Origin of the sequence: Actinomadura xylanilytica, assembly GCF_030283145.1 — a bacterium.
Classification (GTDB): domain Bacteria; phylum Actinomycetota; class Actinomycetes; order Streptosporangiales; family Streptosporangiaceae; genus Spirillospora; species Spirillospora xylanilytica.
Map to the genome: position 1 here is coordinate 752,457 of NZ_JASNWE010000003.1, position 19,796 is coordinate 772,252.

19 protein-coding genes are annotated in these 19,796 nt (G+C 74.7%); 13 read left to right on the top strand and 6 right to left on the bottom strand.

Annotated elements, in window-relative coordinates; all coding sequences use genetic code 11:
* Positions 1-10: 10 nt before the first annotated feature.
* Positions 11-1,513: a serine/threonine-protein kinase gene (locus QP090_RS21090; protein WP_285940837.1), complete on the bottom strand. Its 1,503-nt coding sequence runs from the start codon at positions 1,511-1,513 to the stop codon at positions 11-13.
* A gap of 178 nt (positions 1,514-1,691) precedes the next feature.
* Between QP090_RS21090 and QP090_RS21095 the strand changes: the two genes are divergently transcribed.
* From QP090_RS21095 to QP090_RS21105, 3 genes are read left to right on the top strand one after another with little or no spacing between them, the layout of a single operon-like run.
* On the top strand, positions 1,692-2,762 hold the full coding sequence (locus QP090_RS21095; protein WP_285940838.1) for a DUF6777 domain-containing protein: 1,071 nt from the start codon (positions 1,692-1,694) through the stop codon (positions 2,760-2,762).
* A gap of 24 nt (positions 2,763-2,786) precedes the next feature.
* On the top strand, positions 2,787-3,176 hold the full coding sequence (locus QP090_RS21100) for an ArsR/SmtB family transcription factor (RefSeq protein WP_285940839.1): 390 nt from the start codon (positions 2,787-2,789) through the stop codon (positions 3,174-3,176).
* Positions 3,173-4,285, top strand: coding sequence for a cation diffusion facilitator family transporter (locus QP090_RS21105; protein WP_285940840.1), 1,113 nt, complete (start codon positions 3,173-3,175; stop codon positions 4,283-4,285). Before QP090_RS21100 ends, QP090_RS21105 begins: the two co-directional genes overlap by 4 nt.
* A gap of 66 nt (positions 4,286-4,351) precedes the next feature.
* Here QP090_RS21105 and QP090_RS21110 read toward each other — a convergent pair whose 3' ends face one another.
* Both QP090_RS21110 and QP090_RS21115 read right to left on the bottom strand, forming a co-directional pair.
* The gene (locus tag QP090_RS21110) at positions 4,352-5,266 is read right to left on the bottom strand and encodes an amidohydrolase family protein (protein WP_285940841.1); all 915 of its coding nucleotides are present in this window, start codon (positions 5,264-5,266) and stop codon (positions 4,352-4,354) included.
* A 35-nt stretch (positions 5,267-5,301) separates the two neighbouring features.
* Positions 5,302-6,393 (bottom strand): alpha/beta hydrolase, encoded by a 1,092-nt coding sequence (locus QP090_RS21115; RefSeq protein ID WP_285940842.1) that lies wholly within the window; start codon positions 6,391-6,393, stop codon positions 5,302-5,304.
* A gap of 158 nt (positions 6,394-6,551) precedes the next feature.
* Here QP090_RS21115 and QP090_RS21120 point away from each other — a divergent pair, with 158 nt between their 5' ends.
* Together QP090_RS21120 and QP090_RS21125 are read left to right on the top strand one after the other, a co-directional pair.
* Entirely contained in the window at positions 6,552-7,526 is a 975-nt protein-coding gene (locus QP090_RS21120; RefSeq protein WP_285940843.1) for a diacylglycerol/lipid kinase family protein, read from the top strand.
* A 39-nt stretch (positions 7,527-7,565) separates the two neighbouring features.
* On the top strand, positions 7,566-8,270 hold the full coding sequence (locus QP090_RS21125) for a maleylpyruvate isomerase family mycothiol-dependent enzyme (RefSeq protein WP_285940844.1): 705 nt from the start codon (positions 7,566-7,568) through the stop codon (positions 8,268-8,270).
* A gap of 81 nt (positions 8,271-8,351) precedes the next feature.
* Here the strand turns inward: QP090_RS21125 and QP090_RS21130 are convergent, their stop codons facing one another.
* Together QP090_RS21130 and QP090_RS21135 are read right to left on the bottom strand one after the other, a co-directional pair.
* The gene (locus tag QP090_RS21130) at positions 8,352-8,948 is read right to left on the bottom strand and encodes a PadR family transcriptional regulator (protein WP_285940845.1); all 597 of its coding nucleotides are present in this window, start codon (positions 8,946-8,948) and stop codon (positions 8,352-8,354) included.
* 62 nt (positions 8,949-9,010) lie between these two features.
* Positions 9,011-9,886 (bottom strand): aldo/keto reductase, encoded by an 876-nt coding sequence (locus tag QP090_RS21135; protein WP_285940846.1) that lies wholly within the window; start codon positions 9,884-9,886, stop codon positions 9,011-9,013.
* Positions 9,887-9,983: 97 nt separating this feature from the next.
* Here QP090_RS21135 and QP090_RS21140 point away from each other — a divergent pair, with 97 nt between their 5' ends.
* Entirely contained in the window at positions 9,984-10,700 is a 717-nt protein-coding gene (locus tag QP090_RS21140; RefSeq protein ID WP_285940847.1) for a helix-turn-helix transcriptional regulator, read from the top strand.
* Between the two features lie 144 nt (positions 10,701-10,844).
* Here QP090_RS21140 and QP090_RS21145 read toward each other — a convergent pair whose 3' ends face one another.
* Complete coding sequence (locus QP090_RS21145) at positions 10,845-13,205, bottom strand: DUF4132 domain-containing protein (RefSeq protein WP_285940848.1); 2,361 nt, start codon at positions 13,203-13,205, stop codon at positions 10,845-10,847.
* A gap of 166 nt (positions 13,206-13,371) precedes the next feature.
* On the opposite strand from QP090_RS21145, the gene QP090_RS21150 reads away from it, so the two are divergent.
* The 7 genes from QP090_RS21150 to QP090_RS21180 all read left to right on the top strand — a co-directional run bounded on the left by QP090_RS21150 (position 13,372) and on the right by QP090_RS21180 (position 19,786).
* Positions 13,372-14,832: a flavin-containing monooxygenase gene (locus QP090_RS21150; RefSeq protein ID WP_329521453.1), complete on the top strand. Its 1,461-nt coding sequence runs from the start codon at positions 13,372-13,374 to the stop codon at positions 14,830-14,832.
* A 10-nt stretch (positions 14,833-14,842) separates the two neighbouring features.
* A complete protein-coding gene (locus tag QP090_RS21155) occupies positions 14,843-15,613 on the top strand; it encodes an SDR family NAD(P)-dependent oxidoreductase (protein WP_285940850.1) in 771 nt (256 codons plus the stop codon).
* A 194-nt stretch (positions 15,614-15,807) separates the two neighbouring features.
* Complete coding sequence (locus QP090_RS21160; protein WP_285940851.1) at positions 15,808-16,764, top strand: DMT family transporter; 957 nt, start codon at positions 15,808-15,810, stop codon at positions 16,762-16,764.
* 31 nt (positions 16,765-16,795) lie between these two features.
* Entirely contained in the window at positions 16,796-17,560 is a 765-nt protein-coding gene (locus tag QP090_RS21165; protein WP_285940852.1) for a serine protease, read from the top strand.
* 18 nt (positions 17,561-17,578) lie between these two features.
* A complete protein-coding gene (locus tag QP090_RS21170) occupies positions 17,579-18,508 on the top strand; it encodes an NAD-dependent epimerase/dehydratase family protein (protein ID WP_285940853.1) in 930 nt (309 codons plus the stop codon).
* Positions 18,509-18,517: 9 nt separating this feature from the next.
* Positions 18,518-18,838: a GroES family chaperonin gene (locus QP090_RS21175; RefSeq protein ID WP_285940854.1), complete on the top strand. Its 321-nt coding sequence runs from the start codon at positions 18,518-18,520 to the stop codon at positions 18,836-18,838.
* Positions 18,839-19,006: 168 nt separating this feature from the next.
* Complete coding sequence (locus QP090_RS21180) at positions 19,007-19,786, top strand: SAM-dependent methyltransferase (protein ID WP_285940855.1); 780 nt, start codon at positions 19,007-19,009, stop codon at positions 19,784-19,786.
* The last annotated feature ends 10 nt before the right edge of the window (positions 19,787-19,796 follow it).

Sequence of the window (19,796 nt, forward strand, 5' to 3'; positions counted from 1 at the left end):
CGGGCCGGCGTCAGCGCGCGCGGGCCCGCAGGCCCTCGGCGAGCAGCGCCACGACCAGCGCGGACAGCGCGGCGTGCAGCGCCAGCGCCGAGGTCTGGACGGTGACGATCAGGCTCCACCCGCTCCACAGCGCGACCCGCAGGGCGCGGGTCCCGAGCACCGTCCAGGCCGCGGCGCGGCTCCCCTTCCAGGCCAGCACCACGGCCACCAGCGTGACCACGGCGGGCAGGACGAACGAGGCGCCGGTGGCGAGCAGCAGCGCCCCGCGCGGGCCATGGCTCAGCTCCGGGCGGGCGATCAGGATCGCGAGGGCCGCGACGTCCAGCACGGCCAGGCCCCCGGCCAGGACGAGCCCTCCCCTGACGCCCGCTCCCCGGCCCAGCGCCCGCCGCCGCACCGGCGTGGACGCCCGCACCACACCCTGCTGCGGCACCTCCACCTGAGGCGCGAACACCCCCGGCGCGGGCAGGCCCGAACCGGACGCGTCCCGCGCGGACAAGATCGGCACGGCCGAGCCCGGCGCGACCGAGGTCGGCGCGGACGAGGTCGGCACGAACGAGCCCGGCACGAAAGAGCCCGGCGCGGACGAACCCGGCACGAAAGAGGCCGGGGCGGACGAGGCCAGGGCGGTCACGGGCGGGCGTGGTGCGGGGGTGGCTGGTGTCGGGGTGGGCGGTGTCGGGGTGGGCGGGGTGGTGCGGGGACCGTCGAGGAGCCACATGAGGGCTTCGCCCGAGGTGGGCCGGGACCGCGGGTCCTTGGTCAGGCAGGCGGCGGCGACCTCGGCGAGGCGGGGTGGGAGCGGGCCGAGGTCAGGGGTCTCGTACATGATCCGGTACATCACCGCGGGCAGCGGGCCGCCGGCGAACGGGTCGCGGGCGGTGGCGGCGAACAGCAGCGTGGCGGCCCAGGCGAACAGGTCGGCGGGCGGGCCCGCGGCGCCGCCCGTGAACTGCTCGGGCGCCATATAGGCGGGGGTGCCGACCACCTCGCCGGTGAGGGTGGTGCCGGCGTCCAGGGCCCGCGCGACACCGAAGTCGATCACGCGCGGGCCGTCCGGGCCCATCAGCACGTTGTGCGGCTTGAAGTCGCGGTGCACCACGCCCGCGCGGTGGATCGCGGTGAGCGCGGTCGCCGCGCCGATGGCGAGCCGGTCGAGGTCGGCGCCGGTGCGCGGCCCCCGGTCGCGGACGAGGTGGCGCAGGGACGGGCCGGGCACGAACTCGCTGACGATGTAGGGCCGGTCGCCGTCCATGTCGGCCTCGCGCATCTGCGCGGTGCAGAACCCGGCGACGCGCTGGAGGAGGGCGAGCTCGCGGACGAACCGGGAGCGGGCCCGGTCGTCGCCGAGCAGCCGGGCGCGCAGGAGCTTGATCGCGACGTGGTCGTCCTCGCGGCCGAGCGGGCGGCCGAGGTAGACCACGCTCTGGCCGCCGCTGCCGAGCCGGCCGAGGAGCTCGTAGCGGCCGAGCCGCCTCGGGTCGGTGCCGATCAGCGGTGCCGGGCCGGCCATTCACCCTCCCGTTACCGCGGAATTATCGGGCGATTCCCCGCCACCGAAAATAACCTGGTCCGGCCGCGCACAGAACCTGCCCTCGTGACATCGAAGGGTACAGGTACGGTCGGCCCTGAACGGAAGACGAGGCATGATAGAGATCAATTCCCGAATTGCCGGAATCAGAGTTCTCCCGGTGGCGTTCGCGGCGCTGGTGGGCGCGGGCGCGCTGGCGGGCTGCGGGGACGCGGGCGCGACGATCACCCGGCTGATCGTGGGCACCCCGGGCCCCGATCCGTACACCCCGCAGACCGGCACCGACCAGCGCCGGATCGCCCGGCGCAAGCAGGCGGGCGGGACGCGCGAGGGCGACTCCCCTGGCCTGTACGGGGGCACCCGGCACGTGGCGAGCTGCGATCCGCGCAGGCTGGTGAGGTTCCTGCGGACCCATCCGGACAAGGCCGCCGCGTGGGCGGGCGCGCACGGCATCGCGCCCGCAGGCATCGGGGGGTTCGTGTCGCGGCTGACGCCGGTGCTGCTGCGGACCGACACGCTGGTGACCAACCACGGGTTCCGGGACGGCCGGGCGACCGGCGGGCCGGCCGTCCTCCAGGCCGGGACGGGGGTATTGATCAATGAGCATGGAATTCCCACGGTAAAGTGCAATTGTGGCAATCCACTGACCCGACCGAAACAGAATATCTCCCCCGGAAACGCCCGATACACCGGATCCTCCTGGAACGGCTTCGGCGAACGCACGGTCACCGAGATCACGCCGCCGTCCGGACGGAAGGGGCCGATCTCCTCGTTCGTTCTGGTCGACCCGCGGGCGACCATGGGATTCGCGCGTCCGCGCGCGACGTCCGGCGAGTCCGACGGGCCGGTCACCGCGCCGCCGCCGGACGAGGTCGTCCCGCCGGACGGTTCGCCGACCCCGGGCCGCTCGGGCGGCGGCGAATCGGGCTCTCCTGGTACGGGCACCCCGCTGCCGGACGACTCGGGCGGCCCCCCGAGCCCAGGGGCGCCCTCCGACGGGACGGGCGACACCGGCGTGCCCGGAACGCCCGGCCCGCCGGAGGGGTCCGGAGAGAGCACGCCGCCGCCGAGCGAGGGCACCCCGCCGCCCGTCCGCCCGTCGACAAAGCCGAGCGGTCCCGCGGATCCGCCCGGGGCGGCGGAGCCCCGGCCCGCGGCGCCGGCGTCGGGCCCTCCGCCCAGGTCACTGGGGCGGATCCAGCGGGATCCGGCCCCCACCTGGCCGATCTGATCCCCATGGGCTACATTTGCTCATATGAGCAGCACTTCAGATGTCACCCCCGCCGAGGCGTGCGTGGTCCGCGTGGTCGATCCTGAGAAGGTGGCCATCGTGACCGCCGCCATGCCCGACGGCGAGACGGTCGCCGAGCTGGCGGAGGTGTTCGGGCTGCTGTCCGACCCGGGCCGGCTGCGGGTGATCACGGCGCTGCTGGAGGGGGGCGAGATGTGCGTGTGCGACATCGCGGCGTCCTGCGGGCATTCGGAGTCGGCGGTCTCGCACGCGCTGCGCCTGCTGCGCGCCAACCGGGTCGTGCGGGTCCGCCGGGCGGGGCGGATGGCCTACTACCGGCTGGACGACTCGCACGTGCGGATGCTGCTCGACCTCGCCCTCGCGCACGTCGGCCACCAGGAGGAGGGCGTATGAACCGGGACCATCCCAGCTCCGCCGAGGACGGCCCTCCGGGCAACCGGCCCGCCGCCCCCGACCGAGGCGACGCCCACGGCGGTGGCGGGCACAGCGGCGGGCACAGCGGCGGGCACAGCGGCGGGCACGGCCACGGCCATGGGCATGGGCTCTCGGCGGGCGCCGACCGGCGGTACCTGAGCGGCGCGCTGACGCTGATCCTCGTCTACATGACCGGCGAGGTGATCATCGGTGTGGTCGCCCAGTCGCTGGCGCTGATCTCCGACGCCGCGCACATGATGACCGACGCGTTCGCGATCGTGCTGGCGCTGATCGCGATGCGCATCGCGGCGCGCCCGCCCAAGGGCGGCTACACCTACGGGCTGCGCCGCGCGGAGATCCTCTCGGCGCAGCTCAACGGGCTCACCCTGATCCTGCTCACCGCCTACTTCGTGTACGAGGGCGTGCACCGGCTGCTGGACCCGCCGGACGTCAACGGGCAGCTGGTGTTCTGGACCTCGCTGGCCGGCATCGCGGTCAACCTGGCGGCCACCTACCTGATCAGCAAGGCCAACCGGAGCAGCCTCAACGTCGAGGGCGCGTTCCAGCACATCCTCAACGACCTGTACGCGTTCATCTCCACCACCATCGCCGGGCTGGTGGTGTGGACGACCGGGTTCGCCCGCGCCGACGCGATCGCCTCGCTGGTGGTGGCCGCGCTGATGCTGAAGGCGGGGTACGGGCTGCTCCGCGACGCCGGCCGGGTGCTGATGGAGGCCGCGCCGTCCGGCATCGACCCGTCCGAGCTGGGCGGGCGGCTGGCCGAGCGGCCGTGCGTCCGGGAGGTCCACGACCTGCACGTGTGGGAGGTCAGCTCCGGCTACCCGGCGCTGTCGGCGCACGTGCTGGTGGAGCCGAAGGGCGACTGCCACGCCGTCCGGCGCGATCTCCAGGAGCTGCTGCGCTCCTCGTACGGGATCACGCACACCACCCTCGAAGTCGATCACACCGGTGACGGCGGGGCGGCGGCCTCGGGGCACGACCACTGCGAGGACGCGCACGGCCCGCGCCACATCGCCGACCCCGGCGAGCCGCACGAGCACATCGGCTCCGCCCCCTGCGACCACTGACGGGCCGCCCGCACCCGGCCGCACCCGCGTCCGCCACCCGCCCCGGCCCCGGCCCCGGCTCCGGCCTCAGCCGGGCTGGAGGTCCATGAGCTTCGCGGCGGCCTCCCAGCAGACCGTGCGCAGCCAGTCGTCGCCGAAGTCCAGCTCGGCGAGCACCTCGAGCTGGTGGGCGTACGCGTACGGGATGTTGGGGAAGTCGGTGCCCAGCAGGATCCGGCCCTCCAGGCCGAGGTCGCGCAGCCGGGGCAGCAGGGCGGGCGGGAACTCGCCGAGCCCTCCGGCGAAGCGGGTGAACGCCATCGTGGTGTCGAGGTGGACGCCCTTGTGCCGGTCCGCCAGCGCGAGGAACCCCTCGAACTCCGGCGCGCCGAGATGCGCGACGATCGCGGTGAGGCCCGGGTGGCGGGCCAGCACCTCGCCGAACGGCCCGGGCCCGGTGAAGCCGTTCGCCACCGGCCCCGAGCCCGCGTGGACGAGCGCCGGGACGCCGGCCTCGGCGAGCGTCCCCCACACCGGGTCCAGCAGCGGGTCGCGCGGGTCGAAACCGCCGACCTGGAGGTGCACCTTGAAGATCCGCGTCCCGCCGTCCAGCGCCCGGCGCACATACCCGTCGACGCCCGGCTCGGGGAAGAACGTGCCGGTGGGGACGGACTCGGGCACCCGGGCGGCGAACCCGGCGGTCCACTCGTTCAGCGACTCGGCCATGCCCGGACGGTGCGGGTAGGCGAGCGAGGTGAACGCGCGGACGCCGAGGGCGCGGAGCCGCGCGAGCCGCTCGTCCTCGGGGAGCCGGTAGTGGATCGGCCACGCATGGCCGATCAGCGGTCCGGGCTCCTCGAAGTACTCCCACACCGCGTCCATCAGCCGCGGCGGCATGAAGTGGACGTGCACGTCGATCAGGCCGGGCAGCCCCAGCCCGCGCCAGAATCCGGGCACCTCGGCGTCCGTCCGCGGACCGCGAATATCATGATTCGTCCCCATTCCGCCGACCCTAGCGCCGTGGGCGCGGCACCCGGTCAGGCGGTCTCGCCGAGCAGGACCGGCAGCGCCTCGCGCAGCTCGCGCTCCCAGTACGGCCAGGTGTGGGTGCCCTGGTAGAAGTGCGCGGAGACGGGGATGCCGAGCTTGTCCAGTTTGCCGGCGAACTCGACCGAGAGCCGGTGGGCGAGGGCCTCCAGGACGTCGGGTTCGGTGCGGACGCCAGTGCGGGAGCCGGGCTGGTCGTGCGGTCCGGGCCAGCCGTCGCCCGAGCCGACGTAGAGGCGGACGCCCGCGAGCCGGTCGGCGAGGTCGTAGGGGTTGTGCCGGCGCCAGACCGCCCGCTGGTCGTCCGGGTCGCCCCACACGTCGGTCCAGTCGCCGCCGGGGTCGTCGACCGCGGCGCCGAGCTCCACCAGGTCGGCCGCGTCGAGCCGGGACGGGTCGCGGCGCAGGAGGTGCGGGGTGCCGCTGAACGAGGCCGCCGCCTGGAACAGACCGCGGTGCCGGGCCGCGTAGGCGAGCGCGCCGGTGCCGCCCATCCCGTGGCCCGCCACGGAGCGCTCGGGGCCCGCGGCGTAGCCGCGCTCGAGGATCTGCCGGACCTCGGTCAGGTGGAAGGTCTCCCACTTCGGCGGGCCGCCCTCGCCGCGATTCCACCAATCGGTGTAATGGCCGCGCGGCCCGCCGTCCGGCATGACGACGAGGACCCCGCGCCCGGCGGTGAGCCCCGCCACGTCGGTGTGCTGCGTCCACGCCGTGTGGCCCGCCCGGCCGGCGCCGCCGCCGTGCAGCAGCCACAGCACCGGCCAGGTGCGGGCGGCGCGGCGCGACCAGCCCGGGGGCAGGAGCAGCCGGACGTGGCCCACCGCGTCGAGGGCGGGCGAGCGGACCGCCAGGTCGAGCAGGCGGGACCCCTGGTACCGCTCACCGACGACCTCGGCCCCGTCGTCGGCCCGGACCGGCGGCGGCGCGGGCTCGGCCGTGGCCGCGGGCCCGGCCCCCGGCCCGGCCGCGCCGGGGCCGTCCGGCGCCCGGTCCTTCGGGGAGGGACGGCCCGGAGCCGGGCCGCCGGGGGCGATGGCCGCCATCAGCCCCGCGATTCCTGCGATGAATCCGAGTCCGGCCATGCCCGCCGCCATTCGCCCTGTGCATTCCCGGTGTGCTAACTGGAATGTCCCCACTTTCGACGATGTTTCAACCCCGGGTAATGCGTCGATAAAAATCCGGCCGGGGTCCGGCCCGGACCGCCCGGTAGGGTGACGCCACGGAGGGGGGTCCGATCGAGATGCGCAGCAAGCCCGAGTTGCAGGCGGCGATCCGCGAGGGCGGCCGCTCGGTCCTGGTGGTCAACGCCCGCTCGCGGCGGGGCCGCCGCCTCTACGGGACGGCGCGCAGGCTGCTGCGCGAGGCCGGCGTCGACTTCGACCGGGTCGTCCCGGTGACCGACCCGTCCCGGCTGCGCGCCCTGTTCACCGAGGTCCTGGAGCTGGAGCCCGACCTGGTCGTGGTCGGCGGCGGAGACGGCACGATCGCCGAGGCGGTCGCCAACCTCGCCCACCGCGACGTGGCGCTCGGCGTGCTGCCGCTCGGCACCACCAACAACTTCGCGCGGAGCCTGGAGCTGCCGCAGGACCTCGCGGGCGCCGTCCGCACCCTGCGCGAGGGCAAGGTCGCCGACGTCGACGTCGGCTGGTTCGAGAGCACCGCCGCCCCCGGCGCCCCCGGCGCCCCCGCGGGCGAGAACCGGCACATCTTCGCCAACATGGTGAGTCTCGGCCTGTCGGTGGAGGTCGCCGAGCACGTCCCGCACGGGCTCAAGCGGTTCCTCGGCCGCTCGGCCTACGCGTTGACCGCCGCCCGGCTGCTCCCCGGGCACCGGGCCTTCCACGCCACCATCCGGATCGGCGACCGGACGCACGAGATGGACACCCACCAGCTCAACATCGCCAACGGCGCGCACCACAGCGGGCAGCGCATCGCCCGCGACGCCAGCCCGGACGACCGGCTCCTGGCGATCTACCGGCTGGGCGACCGGCGCCGGCTCCGGCTGGCGTCGGCCACCGCCCGGCACGTGCTGACCGGGCAGTGGCGCTCGCTCAGCGAGGAAGCCTTCCTCACCACCGGCGCGGTGGAGATCGAGACCGATCCCCCGCTCGCGGTCGACGTCGACGGGGAGGTGCGGGGCCGGACCCCGGTGTCGATCCGGCTGCGCGGCAACGCCCTGCGGGTGATCGTCCCCCAGACCTTCGTCGACACCTGACCTGTTCACGGCCGGCCAGAACGGGGCAGGCATACCGGTATGAGCACTGACGTCCTGCGGGGGCTGGACCCCTTCGACCTCTTCGACGCCGAGGCCGCCCGCCTCGACGCCTTCTTCTCCGGGCTCACCGGGGCGGGCTGGGACCGCCCGTCCCGCTGCGACGGCTGGTCGGTGCGGGACGTCCTCGCCCACCTGGCCGGCGAGGAGCTCTACAACCACGCCTGCCTGGACGATGACCTCGACGGGCTGTACGCGCTGATGGAGAAGGAGGGCGTCCACGATCTGGCGGACTTCAACGAGTGGTGCGTCCGGACCCGGCGGGACCTGCCGGTCGCCGACGTGCTGGCGGAGTGGCGCCGCAAGAACGGCGACACCCGCCGCCGCATGCGGGAGCTGGGCCCGGACGGGTCGCTGACCACGATGGCCGGGCCCTATCCGGCCGGGCTCCAGACCCTCCACTACGCCTCGGAGTTCGCCACGCACGGCGACGACATAGGCGTACCGGTCACGGCGGGCGAGGAACCGGCGCGCACCGACCGGCGGGCGCGGATCGCGATCTTCGCGCTGGACGAGCGGGACTCCCCCCTCCATGTGGAGGAGATCCACGGCGGCTTCCTCGTCCGGCTGGACGGCCTGGCGGCGGACCTGTCCCCCGCCGACTTCGTGGACGCCACGGTCAGCCGCCTGCCACCGGACCACTCCCTGGACAGTGCCCTGCGCGCCGAACTCGCCGTCCTCGCCTGACGACCCCACCGGGACCGCCGCCCCGGCCCGGGACCGCCGGGGTTCTGGGGCTCTGCGGCCGGCCGGAGCGCCGGGCCCGTCCTAGGACGGGCCGCTCGGCTCCTGGGCGTCCCCCTGGGCGACCCGGGGGCGCTCTCCGGCCATGACGTAGGCGCCGTTCCGGAGCCGCTCGATCAGGCCCAGGGTCCACTCGGTGGCGGTGTCGGCGGAATGGACCCACCAGCCGAGCAGCTCGTTCAGGTGGTCGCCGGTCTCGTCGAGGTGCGGGGCGACCGACGAGCGCCACTCCGCCAGCCCGGTGAGCCGCCGCTGGAACAGCGCGATCGCCTCGTCCCGCGGCAGCTCGGTGAGGAACCCCAGGCTCGCCGACAGCACCTCGGGGTGCCGCACGTCGACCGTGGTGATCGCCTCCCGGAGCAGCCGCAGGAACTCGGCCTCGCCCGCCGCGGTGATCACGTAATCGGTGCGCGGCGGCCCCGCCCCGTGGCCGGTGACCTCCTGCGCGTCCAGCAGGCCCTCCTTGGCGAGCTGCTTGAGCGCGTGGTAGATCGAGCCGGGGTTGACGTTGGCCCACTCGCTGGAGCCCCACGACATCAGCTCGCGGCGGATGTCGTAACCGTGGGCGCGCCCCCCGAAATGGCGGATCCCGCCCAGCACCAGCAACCGCGTCGCCGTCATCGTCCCCCCGCTCACCGGTCTGTCCGCGTTCCGGCGTTCAGGCTAGGGCGTCCCGGCGGTGCTCAGCGCGCCAGCCCGGCGAGATCCTCCGCCGTCAGGCGCAGCGCGGCGGCGCCGAGGTTCTCCTCCAGGTGGGCGGGGGACGAGGTGCCGGGGATGGCCAGCATGACCGGCGACAGCGCGAGCAGCCCGGCCAGCAGCACCTGCGGGACCGTCGCGCCATGCCGGACGGCGATCTCCTTGACCCGCGCGTCGCCCGGGATCCCGAACCCGCCCAGCGGGAAGTACGGCGCGTAGGCGATGCCGTCCTTCTCGCAGGCCGCGAGCAGCCCGGCGTCCTGCGGCAGCGTCACGTCGAAGCGGTTCTGGACGGCGGCGACCGGCGCGATCGCCTGCGCCTCGGCGAGCTGCGCGAGGGAGACGTTGCTGACCCCGAGATGCCGGATCAGCCCCTCGTCGCGGAGCCCGGCCAGCACCTCGAACCGCTCCCCGAGCGAGCCGTCGTCGGGCCCGTGCATGGAGCCGACGCGCAGGTAGACCAGGTCGAGCCGGTCCAGGCCGAGCTCGCGCAGGTTCCGCTCGACCTCGGCGCGCAGCTCGCCGGGCCCCATCTCGTAGGAGGGGACCGGGTCGCCCGGACGCTTGCCGGGGCCGACCTTGGTGGCGACCACCAGGCCGTCCGGGTAGGGGTGCAGCGCCTCCTTGATCAGCTCGTTGGCCGCGAGCGCGTCGCGGGAGTAGAACGCGGCGGTGTCGATGTGGTCCACGCCGAGCTCCACCGCCCGGCGCAGCACGCCGAGCACGGTGCCGCGGTCGTTGGCGGGGCCGGTGAGGTCCCGTGCGGGCAGCCGCATGGCGCCGAAGCCCATCCGGGAGATCCGCAGGTCGCCGCCCAGGTTCCAGTGGCCGCGCTCGGCGGCGTCGATCTTCGTTGTCATGCCGTCCACTGTGCTGCGGGACCCTCCGGCGGGCCGAACCGGTGGCAGCATGCTGCCAGGTTTGACCTGGTCCCCGGCCCACCGCAGACTGGGCGTGATGACCCTCGACCTGGACCGCAACGTGATCCTGCGCGGCGAGCGGGAGCTCGCCGAACGCGCCGGGCGGCTGTTCGACGCCCGCGAGGAGTTCGCCTGCGCTGCCACCGACCTGCGGACGTGGGAGCTGCCCGGCGTCCGCGAGCGGCTGATCGCCGAACGGCTGCGGGGCCCTGGCCCGGCCGCCTTCAAGCTGTACACTCCGGCCGCGCTCGCCGACGAGGAGTCCGAGCGGCACCTGCTGGAGCTCTCCCGGCACGGCGCCCGGGTCCGCATCTGCGGCACCGCGCTGCCGCACGAGACGATCATCGTCGACCGGCGGGTCGCGATCCTGGCCGGACCGCAGGTGGCGGGGGTCCGCGAGTTCACCGTGGTCCGGTCCAAGGGCGTCGTCGACAGCGTCCGGTCGCTCTACTGGGCGACCTGGGAGGCCGCGACCGACCTCGCCGAGTACCGCCGGCACCGGCCGCCCGCGCTGAGCGGCGAGAGCCGCGAGATCCTGCGGCTGCTCGGCGGCGGGTTCAAGGACGAGGCGGCGGCGCGCAGGCTCGGCCTGTCGCTGCGCACCTACCGGCGCCGGGTCGCCGAGATCCTGACCCTGCTGGACGCGGCCTCCCGCTTCCAGGCGGGCCTGCGCGCCCACGAGCTCGGCCTGCTCGGCCGTCCGCCCCCGGACGCCCCCGTGCACCCGGGCGCCCCGCCGCCTGCGGACGGCTGACCGCCCGCGGACGGCGCCACCGTGCGCGGGACGGCGCCACCGTGCGCGGGACGGCGCCACCGTGCGCGGGACGGCCATGAGGCGCGGGCGGGACGGCCATGAGGCGCGGGCGGCGCACCGTATGCGCGGGGTTCGCAGGTGCGGTCAGGCGCTCCGGTGGAGCTGCGCGAGAATCGACCGGTCGGTAATCTTCGTGTCCGCGGCCAGCAGGAACGCCTTGCTGAGGATCACGGTGAGCCGGTCCTCCTCGAACGGGAGGAACACAGCGCCGCCGGCCCCGCCGCTCGCGGGGACGATGCACAGGTAGGAGTCGTCCGGCCGCATCAGGATGTTGCCCGAGCCGAGATGGATCTTGTAGGTGCGCAGGTCGCCGCGGACGACCAGGAACCGGCCGTCCAGCTCGCACCGGTCGGCGATCCTGGTGCCGGGGAGCAGCCGGGCCAGCGCGTCCCGGCGGACCTCGGCGCTCTCGGTCAGCTCGCCGAACGCGGCCCGCTCCCAGTAGGCGCGGGCGGTGCCGGAGCCGTCCCAGTCGGGATCGGCCGCGATCGAGGTGACGCCGACGAACAGGTCGACGTCGCGCATCGCCTCGCTGAACACCAGCGGCGGGACGTCGGCGAGCGGCGCGTCCCGCCAGGCGCCGTCCGCGCGGCGGGCGAAGCGGACCCGGTCGGTGGACGCGAGCCGGTCGTCCACGGTGTGGTCGGCGAGCCCGTGCCGGAAGCGGACCAGCCATTCCCCCGCGCCGAGGACGCGCTCGGCCTCGTCCTCGCCGCCGCCGTCCCAGGGGCCGAGGAACCCGCTCTTCCAGCCGCGCGCCCTGAACAGCGCGGCCATCGTCCGGTAGCGGACGAGGTGCGCGGCGAACCGGTTGGAATGGTGGCGGGTCTCCTGCTCGGCCGGGGTGAGCGGGTAGATCTCGCGGAACGCCTGCTTGAACGGCTGCCTGATCCGGCGTTCGACGATCAGGTCGCGCCACTCGCCCACCTGCTCCGGGGTGGCGCGGATCGGGTGCCACAGCCGGACCGGCGCGTCATCGGCCGCGTCCGGGAGGCCGCCCGCCGCGGGGAGGACGGCGGACCAGACACCGGGCGCGGTCTCGACCTCCCAGATCAGCCGCCCGATGACCGTCCCCGCGATCGGATGCCCGGCCAGCTCGTCGCGCCACCGCGCGTACGGGTGGACGCCGTCCGCCGAGAAGCCGCCCTCCAGGGCGCGGGCGAGCGTGGCGAGCTGGACCCGGACCCGCTTCACCAGCTCGCGCAGCTCGGCGACCAGGGGTCCGTGGTCGCGGCGGACGGCGGCCGGGACCGAGCGCAGCGGCGCGCCGTCCTTCCACCAGGTCAGCCGCACGTCGTCCGCGACGGTGACGACGCCCTCGTACTCGCCGGCGGCCCGGCGCAGCTCGCCGCCGGGCCCGAAGCCGAGACCCGGCAGCCGCAGCGCGACCTCGGCCCGTTCGGCGAGGGCCGCCTCGACCCGCTTGAGCATCTTGTCGAGCCGCTTGGGCACCCCGGCGTGCCGCACCACCGTCCGGACGGTGCGCAGGGACGTGACCAGCTCGGGGGTCGGGAACTCCTCCCCGGCGCGGACGATCTCGTACAGCAGCGCCTGGGACGGCAGCGACTTCGCGGCGGTCGGGGCCACCGCGATGTCGTGCAGGAGGCGGTCGAGCAGCCCGGGGAGCCACGGCTCGTCGCGGCACAGGGCGAGGCGGGCGGCGTGCCCGAGGGCGCCGACCTCGGCGGTGTCGAACGCCTTGTCCGCCCGGTAGGTGATCTCGCCGGCCTGGATGGCGCGGGCCCGTTCGGCGGCGGCCTCGAGGGCCCGCCGGGCGAACGCGGAGTAGGCGGGCAGGTCGGCGATCCGGGACCACAGGCCGGGCAGCACCGGGGGCGTCCCGTAGGACCCGGCGGACTCGGCCTCCGACAGCAGCGCCTGCCCGAAGGGGTCGAGGCCCGCGATGACGTCGAACTGGTCGAGGGCGATGGGCCCGGCGCCCCGCCCGGCCCGTTCGACGACCGCGCGCAGCGTCTCGCCCACCGCACCGTCCCCGTCCCCGGCGTCGACGTCGGCGAGGCCCGCCGCTGCGAAGAGCGCGTACATCTTGTCGACGCGGTCGTTGTCGAGCATGAAGTGGACGAGGGTGCGCGCGGCGTCCGCGACGTCGGGCAGCGGGCCGGTACAGCGCACCACGGCCGCGCTGCCCCGCGCGAGGTCGGCCCACTTACGCTCGGTCAACCCGGCGACCAGCGCGTCGAACATCGCCCGGCACGCCTCGGGCGTGAAGCGTGCCTGCCGTTCGGCGAACGCCGCCTCCACCGCGAACCGGACGCCCACCGCATGCGGGAGCTCGCTCTTCGCGCCCACCCGGTACGCGACGGGCACCAGCGTGCCCAGCTCCTCGTCGGAGATCCGCTCCATTTCGGTCCAGGCGGCGTGCGGGTCCGGGTCCTCGAAAGGGGGTCCGGTCATCAGGCGCAGCAGGCGGGCCGCGGTGTCCATCGGGCGTTCCTCCAGATCCGGTGGGGGGCCGCCGGACGGACGGTCCCGATTGGGGGATCCTGGCAGAGACCGCCGACAGAGTCGTCCCCGGGCCGGCGGGCTGTTCAGTGACCTCCGGGTCACTTACCCTCGGAGGAACCGCTACAGAACGGGATCCGGGATGGCGATGAGGCACGACGCAGTGATCATCGGGAGCGGGTTCGGCGGGATCGGCATGGCGATCCGGCTCAAGCGGGCCGGCGTGCGCGACCTGGTCGTCCTGGAGAAGGCCGACGACCTCGGCGGCACCTGGCGCGACAACACCTACCCCGGCGCCGCCTGCGACGTCCCTTCGCACCTGTACTCCTTCTCGTTCGAGCCCAAGACCGACTGGACCCGCCGGTTCCCGCCGCAGCCCGAGATCCTCGACTACCTGCGGCACTGCGCGCGCGAGCACGGCGTCCTGCCGCTGATCCGGTTCGGCACCGAGGTGACCGAGGCGCGGTTCGACCAGGAGCGCGGGCTCTGGCGGGTCTCGACCACCGGCGGCGAGCTGGAGGCGCCCGTTCTCATCTCGGCGTGCGGGCAGCTCAACCGTCCCGAGCTGCCCGCCATCGAGGGTCGCGGGGACTTCGCCGGGCCGAGCTTCCACACCGCCCGCTGGGACCACGGGGCGGACCTGCGCGGCAAGCGGGTCGCGGTGGTCGGCACCGGGGCGAGCGCGGTCCAGGTCGTCCCGGAGATCGCGGCGGAGGCGGCGTCGGTGCGGCTGTTCCAGCGGTCCGCGCCGTACGTGATCGACAAGCCGGACCGGCCGTACCGGCGCTGGGAGCGGGCGGCGCTGCGGGCCGTCCCGGGCCTGCACGCGCTGAGCCGCGCCAAGACCTACGCGGCCTACGAGTTGCGCGCGCTCGGGTTCGTGAAGTACCCGGTCCTGATGAGGGCGCTGGAGCGCAGGTTCCGCCGCAGCCTGGACGGGCAGGTCGCCGACCCGCGGCTGCGCGAGGCCCTGGTCCCCGGCTACCCGATGGGCTGCAAGCGCATCCTGATCTCCAACGACTTCTACCCGGCACTGTCCCGGCCGGACGTCGAGCTGGTCACGAGCCCGATCACCCGGATCACCCCGGCGGGGATCGAGACCCGGTCCGGGACGCACCCGGTGGACGTGATCATCTACGCCACCGGGTTCCGGGCCACCGAGTTCCTCGCCCCGATGAAGATCACCGGGCTGGACGGGCGCGAGCTGAACGAGGCCTGGCGGGACGGCGCGCAGGCGCATCTCGGCATCACCGTGAGCGGGTTCCCCAACCTGTTCCTGCTGTACGGGCCGTACACCAACCTCGGCCACAACTCGATCATCTACATGCTGGAATCGCAGTTCCGCTACGTGACCGGCTGCGTGGAGGCCATGCGGCGGGCCGGCCTCGCCTGGATCGACGTCCGGCCGGACGTCCAGGACGCCTTCACCCGCGAGATGCGCGAACGGCTGCGCTCCACGGTCTGGGACGCCGGCTGCGAGAGCTGGTACATGACCGCCGACGGCACGGTGGTCAACAACTGGCCGGGCTTCACCTTCGCCTACCGCCGCGCGACCCGCCGTCCCGACCCGCGCCACTTCCGCGCCCGCCGGCTCCCGCCGCACACGTAGGCTCGACCCCATGCCCACTGCTCTCATCACCGGCGCGACCGCGGGGATCGGCGCCGCCTTCGCCCGCCGGCTCGCCTCCGACGGGTTCGACCTGGTCCTGCTGGCCCGCGACGGCGCCCGCCTGGAGCGGACGGCGTCCGAACTGCGCGACGCCTACGGCGTCCGCGCCGAGGTCCTGGCCGCCGACCTCGACACCGCGGACGGGCTGACCGCCGCCGAGGAGCGCGTCCGCAAGGGCGTCGACCTGCTGGTCAACAACGCCGGGTTCGGCAACAACGGGCTGTTCCTCGACGTGCCGGTCAGCGCCGAGACCACGATGCTGCGGGTGCACTGTGAGGCGGTGCTCCGGCTCACCCACGCCGCGCTGCCCGGGATGCTCGAGCGGGGCCGGGGCGGGGTCGTCAACGTGTCGTCGGTGGCGGCGTTCGCCTCGCGCGGCACCTACGGCGCGTCCAAGGCGTGGGTGGTGAGCTTCACCCAGGGGGTGGCCGCCGACATCGCCGGACGCGCGGGCGCGCGGAACGTGCGGGTCATGGCGCTGTGCCCGGGGTTCGTGCACACCGAGTTCCATCAGCGGGCCCACATGGACATGTCCGGCGTCCCGGACTTCATGTGGCTGGACCGGGACCGGGTCGTCGACGCCGCGCTGCGCGACCTGCGGCGCGGGCGGCTGGTCAGCGTGCCGAGCCCCCAGTACAAGGCGATCGTCGCGCTCTCCCGGCTGGTGCCGCCGGAGCTGATCGCGAAGGTGTCCTCGCGGGCGGGCCGCCGGTACGACTGAGCGCGGGCGGACGGCGGGGCGCGGGCGGACGGCGGGGCGCGGCGACGGCACGCGCGGCGACGGCGCGGATTCCGGACGGAGGGCCCACGCGTTACGGCCTTGTCACGGAGCGCCGGACAGGGCAGGGTGGCAGATCGTCGGTTCGGGGGCGATCCGACCACGTGACATCACCGCTCCGCCGAGAGGTCCTCCCGATGGGTCACGAACTGGGCCACGCCGCCCTCGCGCTGCTCTCGACCACCGCGTACTACATCGCGTTCCTGGTCTTCCGGCTCGCCGCCGCCAGGATGCCGCCGCTGCGCGGGAGCCGCCCGTTCCAGGCGGTGGGGCAGATGCTCACCAGCCCGCTCTGGCTCGGCGGCGGGCTGATCCTCTTCCTCGGTCTCGGCTACCAGGTGGTGGCGTTCAGCGCGATGCCGCTGGCCGTCGCGCAGCCCGTCTTCGCGGTCAGCCTGGTCTTCCTGGTGGCCTACGCGGTGGGGTTCCTCGGCGAGCGGCTGAACGCCCGGGAGTGGGCCAGCGTCGCGCTGTTCGTCGGCGCGACCGTGCTGATCGGCCTGTCCGCCGGGTCCGAGCACCGGCTGCACGCCGACGCGCGCCTGACCGACACGCTGGTCGCGCCCTGGCGGATGCTCGCGGTGATCGTCCCGGCGCTGGTCATCGCGGGCCTGGTCTGGCTGGTCGGCGACCGCCGGGCCGGCGGCCGGCACGCCCGCAAGCTCGCGGGCGTCGCCTACGGGATCGGCGCCGGGGCGTGCGCCGGGCTCGGCGAGGCGGGCATCCGGGGCATCTCGATCGTCTACCACGACACCGGCAGCATCGGCGCGGTGCTGGTCTCGCCCTACCCCTACCTCACCCTCGGGCTGGCCGGGCTCGCCCTGATCCAGCTCCAGATCGCGCTCCAGCGCTGCCGGGTCGCGATCGTCGCGACCGTGCTCACCGTGATCGGACGCACCTACCTGGTGCTCAGCAGCACCGTGCTGTTCGGCGAGCACTGGCCGTCCGACCCGGTGCCGTTCCTGCTGCGGGTGGGCGGCTTCGTCCTGGCGCTGGCCGCGCTGGCCGCCTTCCCGAGGTACGAGCCGCCCGCCGCGGACCGCGAGGGCGCCCGGCGCGCGGCGGCGGGCGGACGCGTCCGCTCCATCGGCTGACCCGCCGGCGATCCGCGATTACATTGCCGTCATGGCCCTCCCCTCCCGCCGGGCCGCCGCACCGGCCCTCCTCGGCGCTCTCGCCCTCGCCCTCGGATCCGTGTTCGCCCCCGCCTCCTCCTCCGCCGCCGCCGTCATCGGCGGCGGCCCCGCGGCCCCCGCCCCCTGGCTGGCGGCCATCGGGTCCCCGCTGTTCTTCGTCCGGCCCGCCGGCCAGTTCTGCGGCGGCGCGCTGATCGCCCGCGACCGGGTCCTCACCGCCGCGCACTGCGTGACGCTGTTCCGCGACCTGCCCGGCCTGCTGTCGGCCACCTTCGGCCGCGCCGACCTCGGCGGGAGGGACGGCGAGACGGCCCGGGTCCGGTCGGTGCGGATCCATCCCGGGTACCGCGAGACGCGCTTCAAGGACGAGACCGTCGGGCACCACGACCTCGCCGTGCTGACCCTGGACCGCGAGGTCGGACGGGCGCCCGTCGCGCTCGGCGCCCCCGGTGGCGCGAGCACCGGCCGGGTCCTCGGCTGGGGCACCACCTCCGAGAGCGACCTGTTCAACACCCGGCTGCGCGCCGCGGACGTCCCCCTGCCCGGCGGCGCCGCCTGCGCCCGCGCGTACGGCGGGTCGTTCGACGCCGACGACATGCTGTGCGCCGGATCCCCCAAGGCCGACACCTGCCAGTTCGACAGCGGCGGGCCGCTGCTGGCGAACGGCCGCCTCGTCGCGCTCACCTCCTGGGCGTACGGCTGCGCCCGGCCCGGCTACCCCGGCGTGTACGCGCGCGTTGCCTCGCTGCCCTGACCAGGAGATGCTGGCCTGATGAAGATCCTGGTCACGGGTGCGGCGGGCTATGTCGGATATGCGGTCGCGCGGCGCCTGGCCGCCGCCGGGCACGAGACGAGCGGCCTGGTCCGCGACGCCGGGCGGCCCCTGCCGCCGGGGGTGCGGCCGGTCATCGGCGACCTGCTCGACGCGGCCGGGCTCGGTGCCGTCCTCGGCGGCCCCTATGACGCGGTGTGCCACCTGGCCGCGCTGACCCGGGTCCGCGAGTCGTTCGCCGAGCCGCTGCGGTTCTTCACCGCCAACGTGCAGGGAACGGTCAACCTCCTGGAGTCCCTCCCCACCGGGACCCGCCTGGTGTACGGGTCGACCGCCGCGGTGTACGGCGCGCCCGCGCGGCAGCCGATCCCCGAGACCGAGACGGCCGCGCCCACCAGCCCGTACGGCGCGTCCAAGCTCGCCGCCGAGCAGGCCGTCCGCTTCCACGCCGGCACCGGCGCGATCGGGGCCGTCGTGCTGCGCGCCTTCAACGTCGCGGGCTCGGTCGACGGCCGTCCCGACCCCGACCTCACCCGGCTCATCCCGAAGGCCCTCGCCGTCGCCGCCGGCCGCGCCCCGCACCTGGAGGTCAACGGGGACGGCACGGCGGTCCGCGAGTACCTGCACGTCGACGACCTCGCCGCCGCGCACGTCCGCGCCCTGGAGAGCACGGCGGTGCGGCCCGGCGAGGAGCGGGTCTACAACGTCGGCACCGGCCGGGGCGCCTCCGTGGCCGAGGTCGTGGCCGCGGTCGAGCTGGCCACCGGACGCGCGGTCCCGGTCGTCCGCAGGCCGCCGCGGCCCGAACCGCCGCTGCTGGTCTGCGACGCCCGCGCGATCCGCCGCGACCTCGGCTGGCGGCCGGAGCGGTCCGGCCTTCCGGAGATCATCGCGGACGCGTGGTCCGCCCTGCCCCGCGAAGGTGGATAAACTCCCAGCGTGTCCGAGGCCAAGTTCGAAGTCCAGATGCTGCACGACCGGGTCATGATCAAGGCCGACAAGGACGGTGGCGAGCGGCGCAGCACCGGCGGGATCGTCATCCCCGCGACCGTCGAGGAGTCCAACCGCCTCGTCTGGGGCGAGGTCTGCGGCGTCGGCCACCACGCGCGCACGGTCAAGGTCGGCGACCGGGTGCTGTTCCACCCCGAGGAGCAGTACGAGGTCGAAATCCAGGGCGAGAACTATCTCGTCATGCGCGAGCGCGACCTGCACGCCATCGCCAGCGAGCGCCCCGAGCACGGCACCGGCCTCTACCTGTAGCCGCCCGTCCTCACGGCCCGCGGTGCCCGCGGGCGCCGCCGTCCGCGGGCGCCGCGGCGGATGCCGACGATCGCGGACGGCTCACCCCGGATCGGCACTCTGTGATCAACGATCCACTAATGTAGGTCTTCCTCGACCCACCTCCCGCTCCCAGTCGAGGGGACGACCATGACAGAACGCGATGCGCCGGATCTCGGTTTCGGCAGTCCCGCCGCCTCCCGGATCTACGATTTCTCCCTGGGCGGCAAGGACAACTACGGGCCCGACCGCGAGGCGGCCATCCGCGCGTTCCAGACGTTCCCCGCCGCCCGGCTGCTGCCCCGCGAGAACCGCAAGTTCATGCGCCGCGCCGTCCGGCACCTGGTGGACGCCGGTATCACCCAGTTCCTCGACATCGGCTGCGGCCTGCCCGGCAAGGGCAACGTGCACCAGGTCGCCGCGGACGCCGACGTCGTCTACGTCGACCACGACCCCGTCGCCGTCGTGCACTACCAGGCGCTGCTGCACGCGGTGCCGCGGGCCACCGCCGTGCGCGCCGACGCGCGGCGGCCCCACGAGATCCTCGCCCACCCCGAGGTCACCGCCCTCATCGACTTCGGCCGGCCCGTCGCCGTCCTGATGACGGCCGTGCTCGACCTGATCACCGACGCGGACGACCCGGAGGCCACCGTCCGCGCGTTCCGCGACGCGATGGCGCCCGGCGGGCACCTGGTCGTGTGCGACCTGACCGATGCGGTGATCACTCCCGCGGAGCGCGACACCGCCGCCGAGCTGGTCCGGGCGAACGGGGTCGCGGTCTCGCTGCGGCCCCCCGCACGCATCGCCGGCTACTTCGACGGCTTCGAGCTCCTCGAACCCGGCCTGGTGAACGCCCCCGAATGGCGCCCCGACCGCCCGCACGAGCCCGCGTCCGGCTGGCTCCTGGCGGGCGTCGGCCGCAAGCCGTAGAGGGCGGGCG

Bases quoted from the DNA above. Each gene is read 5' to 3' on its own strand.
- QP090_RS21090 (WP_285940837.1), bottom strand. From the start codon at position 1,513: ATGGCCGGCCCGGCACCGCTGATCGGCACCGACCCGAGGCGGCTCGGC.
- QP090_RS21170 (WP_285940853.1), top strand. From the start codon at position 17,579: ATGAAGATCCTGGTCACGGGTGCGGCGGGCTATGTCGGATATGCGGTC.
- QP090_RS21115 (WP_285940842.1), bottom strand. From the start codon at position 6,393: ATGGCCGGACTCGGATTCATCGCAGGAATCGCGGGGCTGATGGCGGCC.
- QP090_RS21155 (WP_285940850.1), top strand. From the start codon at position 14,843: ATGCCCACTGCTCTCATCACCGGCGCGACCGCGGGGATCGGCGCCGCC.
- QP090_RS21145 (WP_285940848.1), bottom strand. From the start codon at position 13,205: ATGGACACCGCGGCCCGCCTGCTGCGCCTGATGACCGGACCCCCTTTC.
- QP090_RS21180 (WP_285940855.1), top strand. From the start codon at position 19,007: ATGACAGAACGCGATGCGCCGGATCTCGGTTTCGGCAGTCCCGCCGCC.
- QP090_RS21110 (WP_285940841.1), bottom strand. From the start codon at position 5,266: ATGGGGACGAATCATGATATTCGCGGTCCGCGGACGGACGCCGAGGTG.
- QP090_RS21160 (WP_285940851.1), top strand. From the start codon at position 15,808: ATGGGTCACGAACTGGGCCACGCCGCCCTCGCGCTGCTCTCGACCACC.
- QP090_RS21140 (WP_285940847.1), top strand. From the start codon at position 9,984: ATGACCCTCGACCTGGACCGCAACGTGATCCTGCGCGGCGAGCGGGAG.
- QP090_RS21100 (WP_285940839.1), top strand. From the start codon at position 2,787: ATGAGCAGCACTTCAGATGTCACCCCCGCCGAGGCGTGCGTGGTCCGC.
- QP090_RS21135 (WP_285940846.1), bottom strand. From the start codon at position 9,886: ATGACAACGAAGATCGACGCCGCCGAGCGCGGCCACTGGAACCTGGGC.
- QP090_RS21125 (WP_285940844.1), top strand. From the start codon at position 7,566: ATGAGCACTGACGTCCTGCGGGGGCTGGACCCCTTCGACCTCTTCGAC.
- QP090_RS21130 (WP_285940845.1), bottom strand. From the start codon at position 8,948: ATGACGGCGACGCGGTTGCTGGTGCTGGGCGGGATCCGCCATTTCGGG.
- QP090_RS21165 (WP_285940852.1), top strand. From the start codon at position 16,796: ATGGCCCTCCCCTCCCGCCGGGCCGCCGCACCGGCCCTCCTCGGCGCT.
- QP090_RS21120 (WP_285940843.1), top strand. From the start codon at position 6,552: ATGCGCAGCAAGCCCGAGTTGCAGGCGGCGATCCGCGAGGGCGGCCGC.
- QP090_RS21105 (WP_285940840.1), top strand. From the start codon at position 3,173: ATGAACCGGGACCATCCCAGCTCCGCCGAGGACGGCCCTCCGGGCAAC.
- QP090_RS21150 (WP_329521453.1), top strand. From the start codon at position 13,372: ATGAGGCACGACGCAGTGATCATCGGGAGCGGGTTCGGCGGGATCGGC.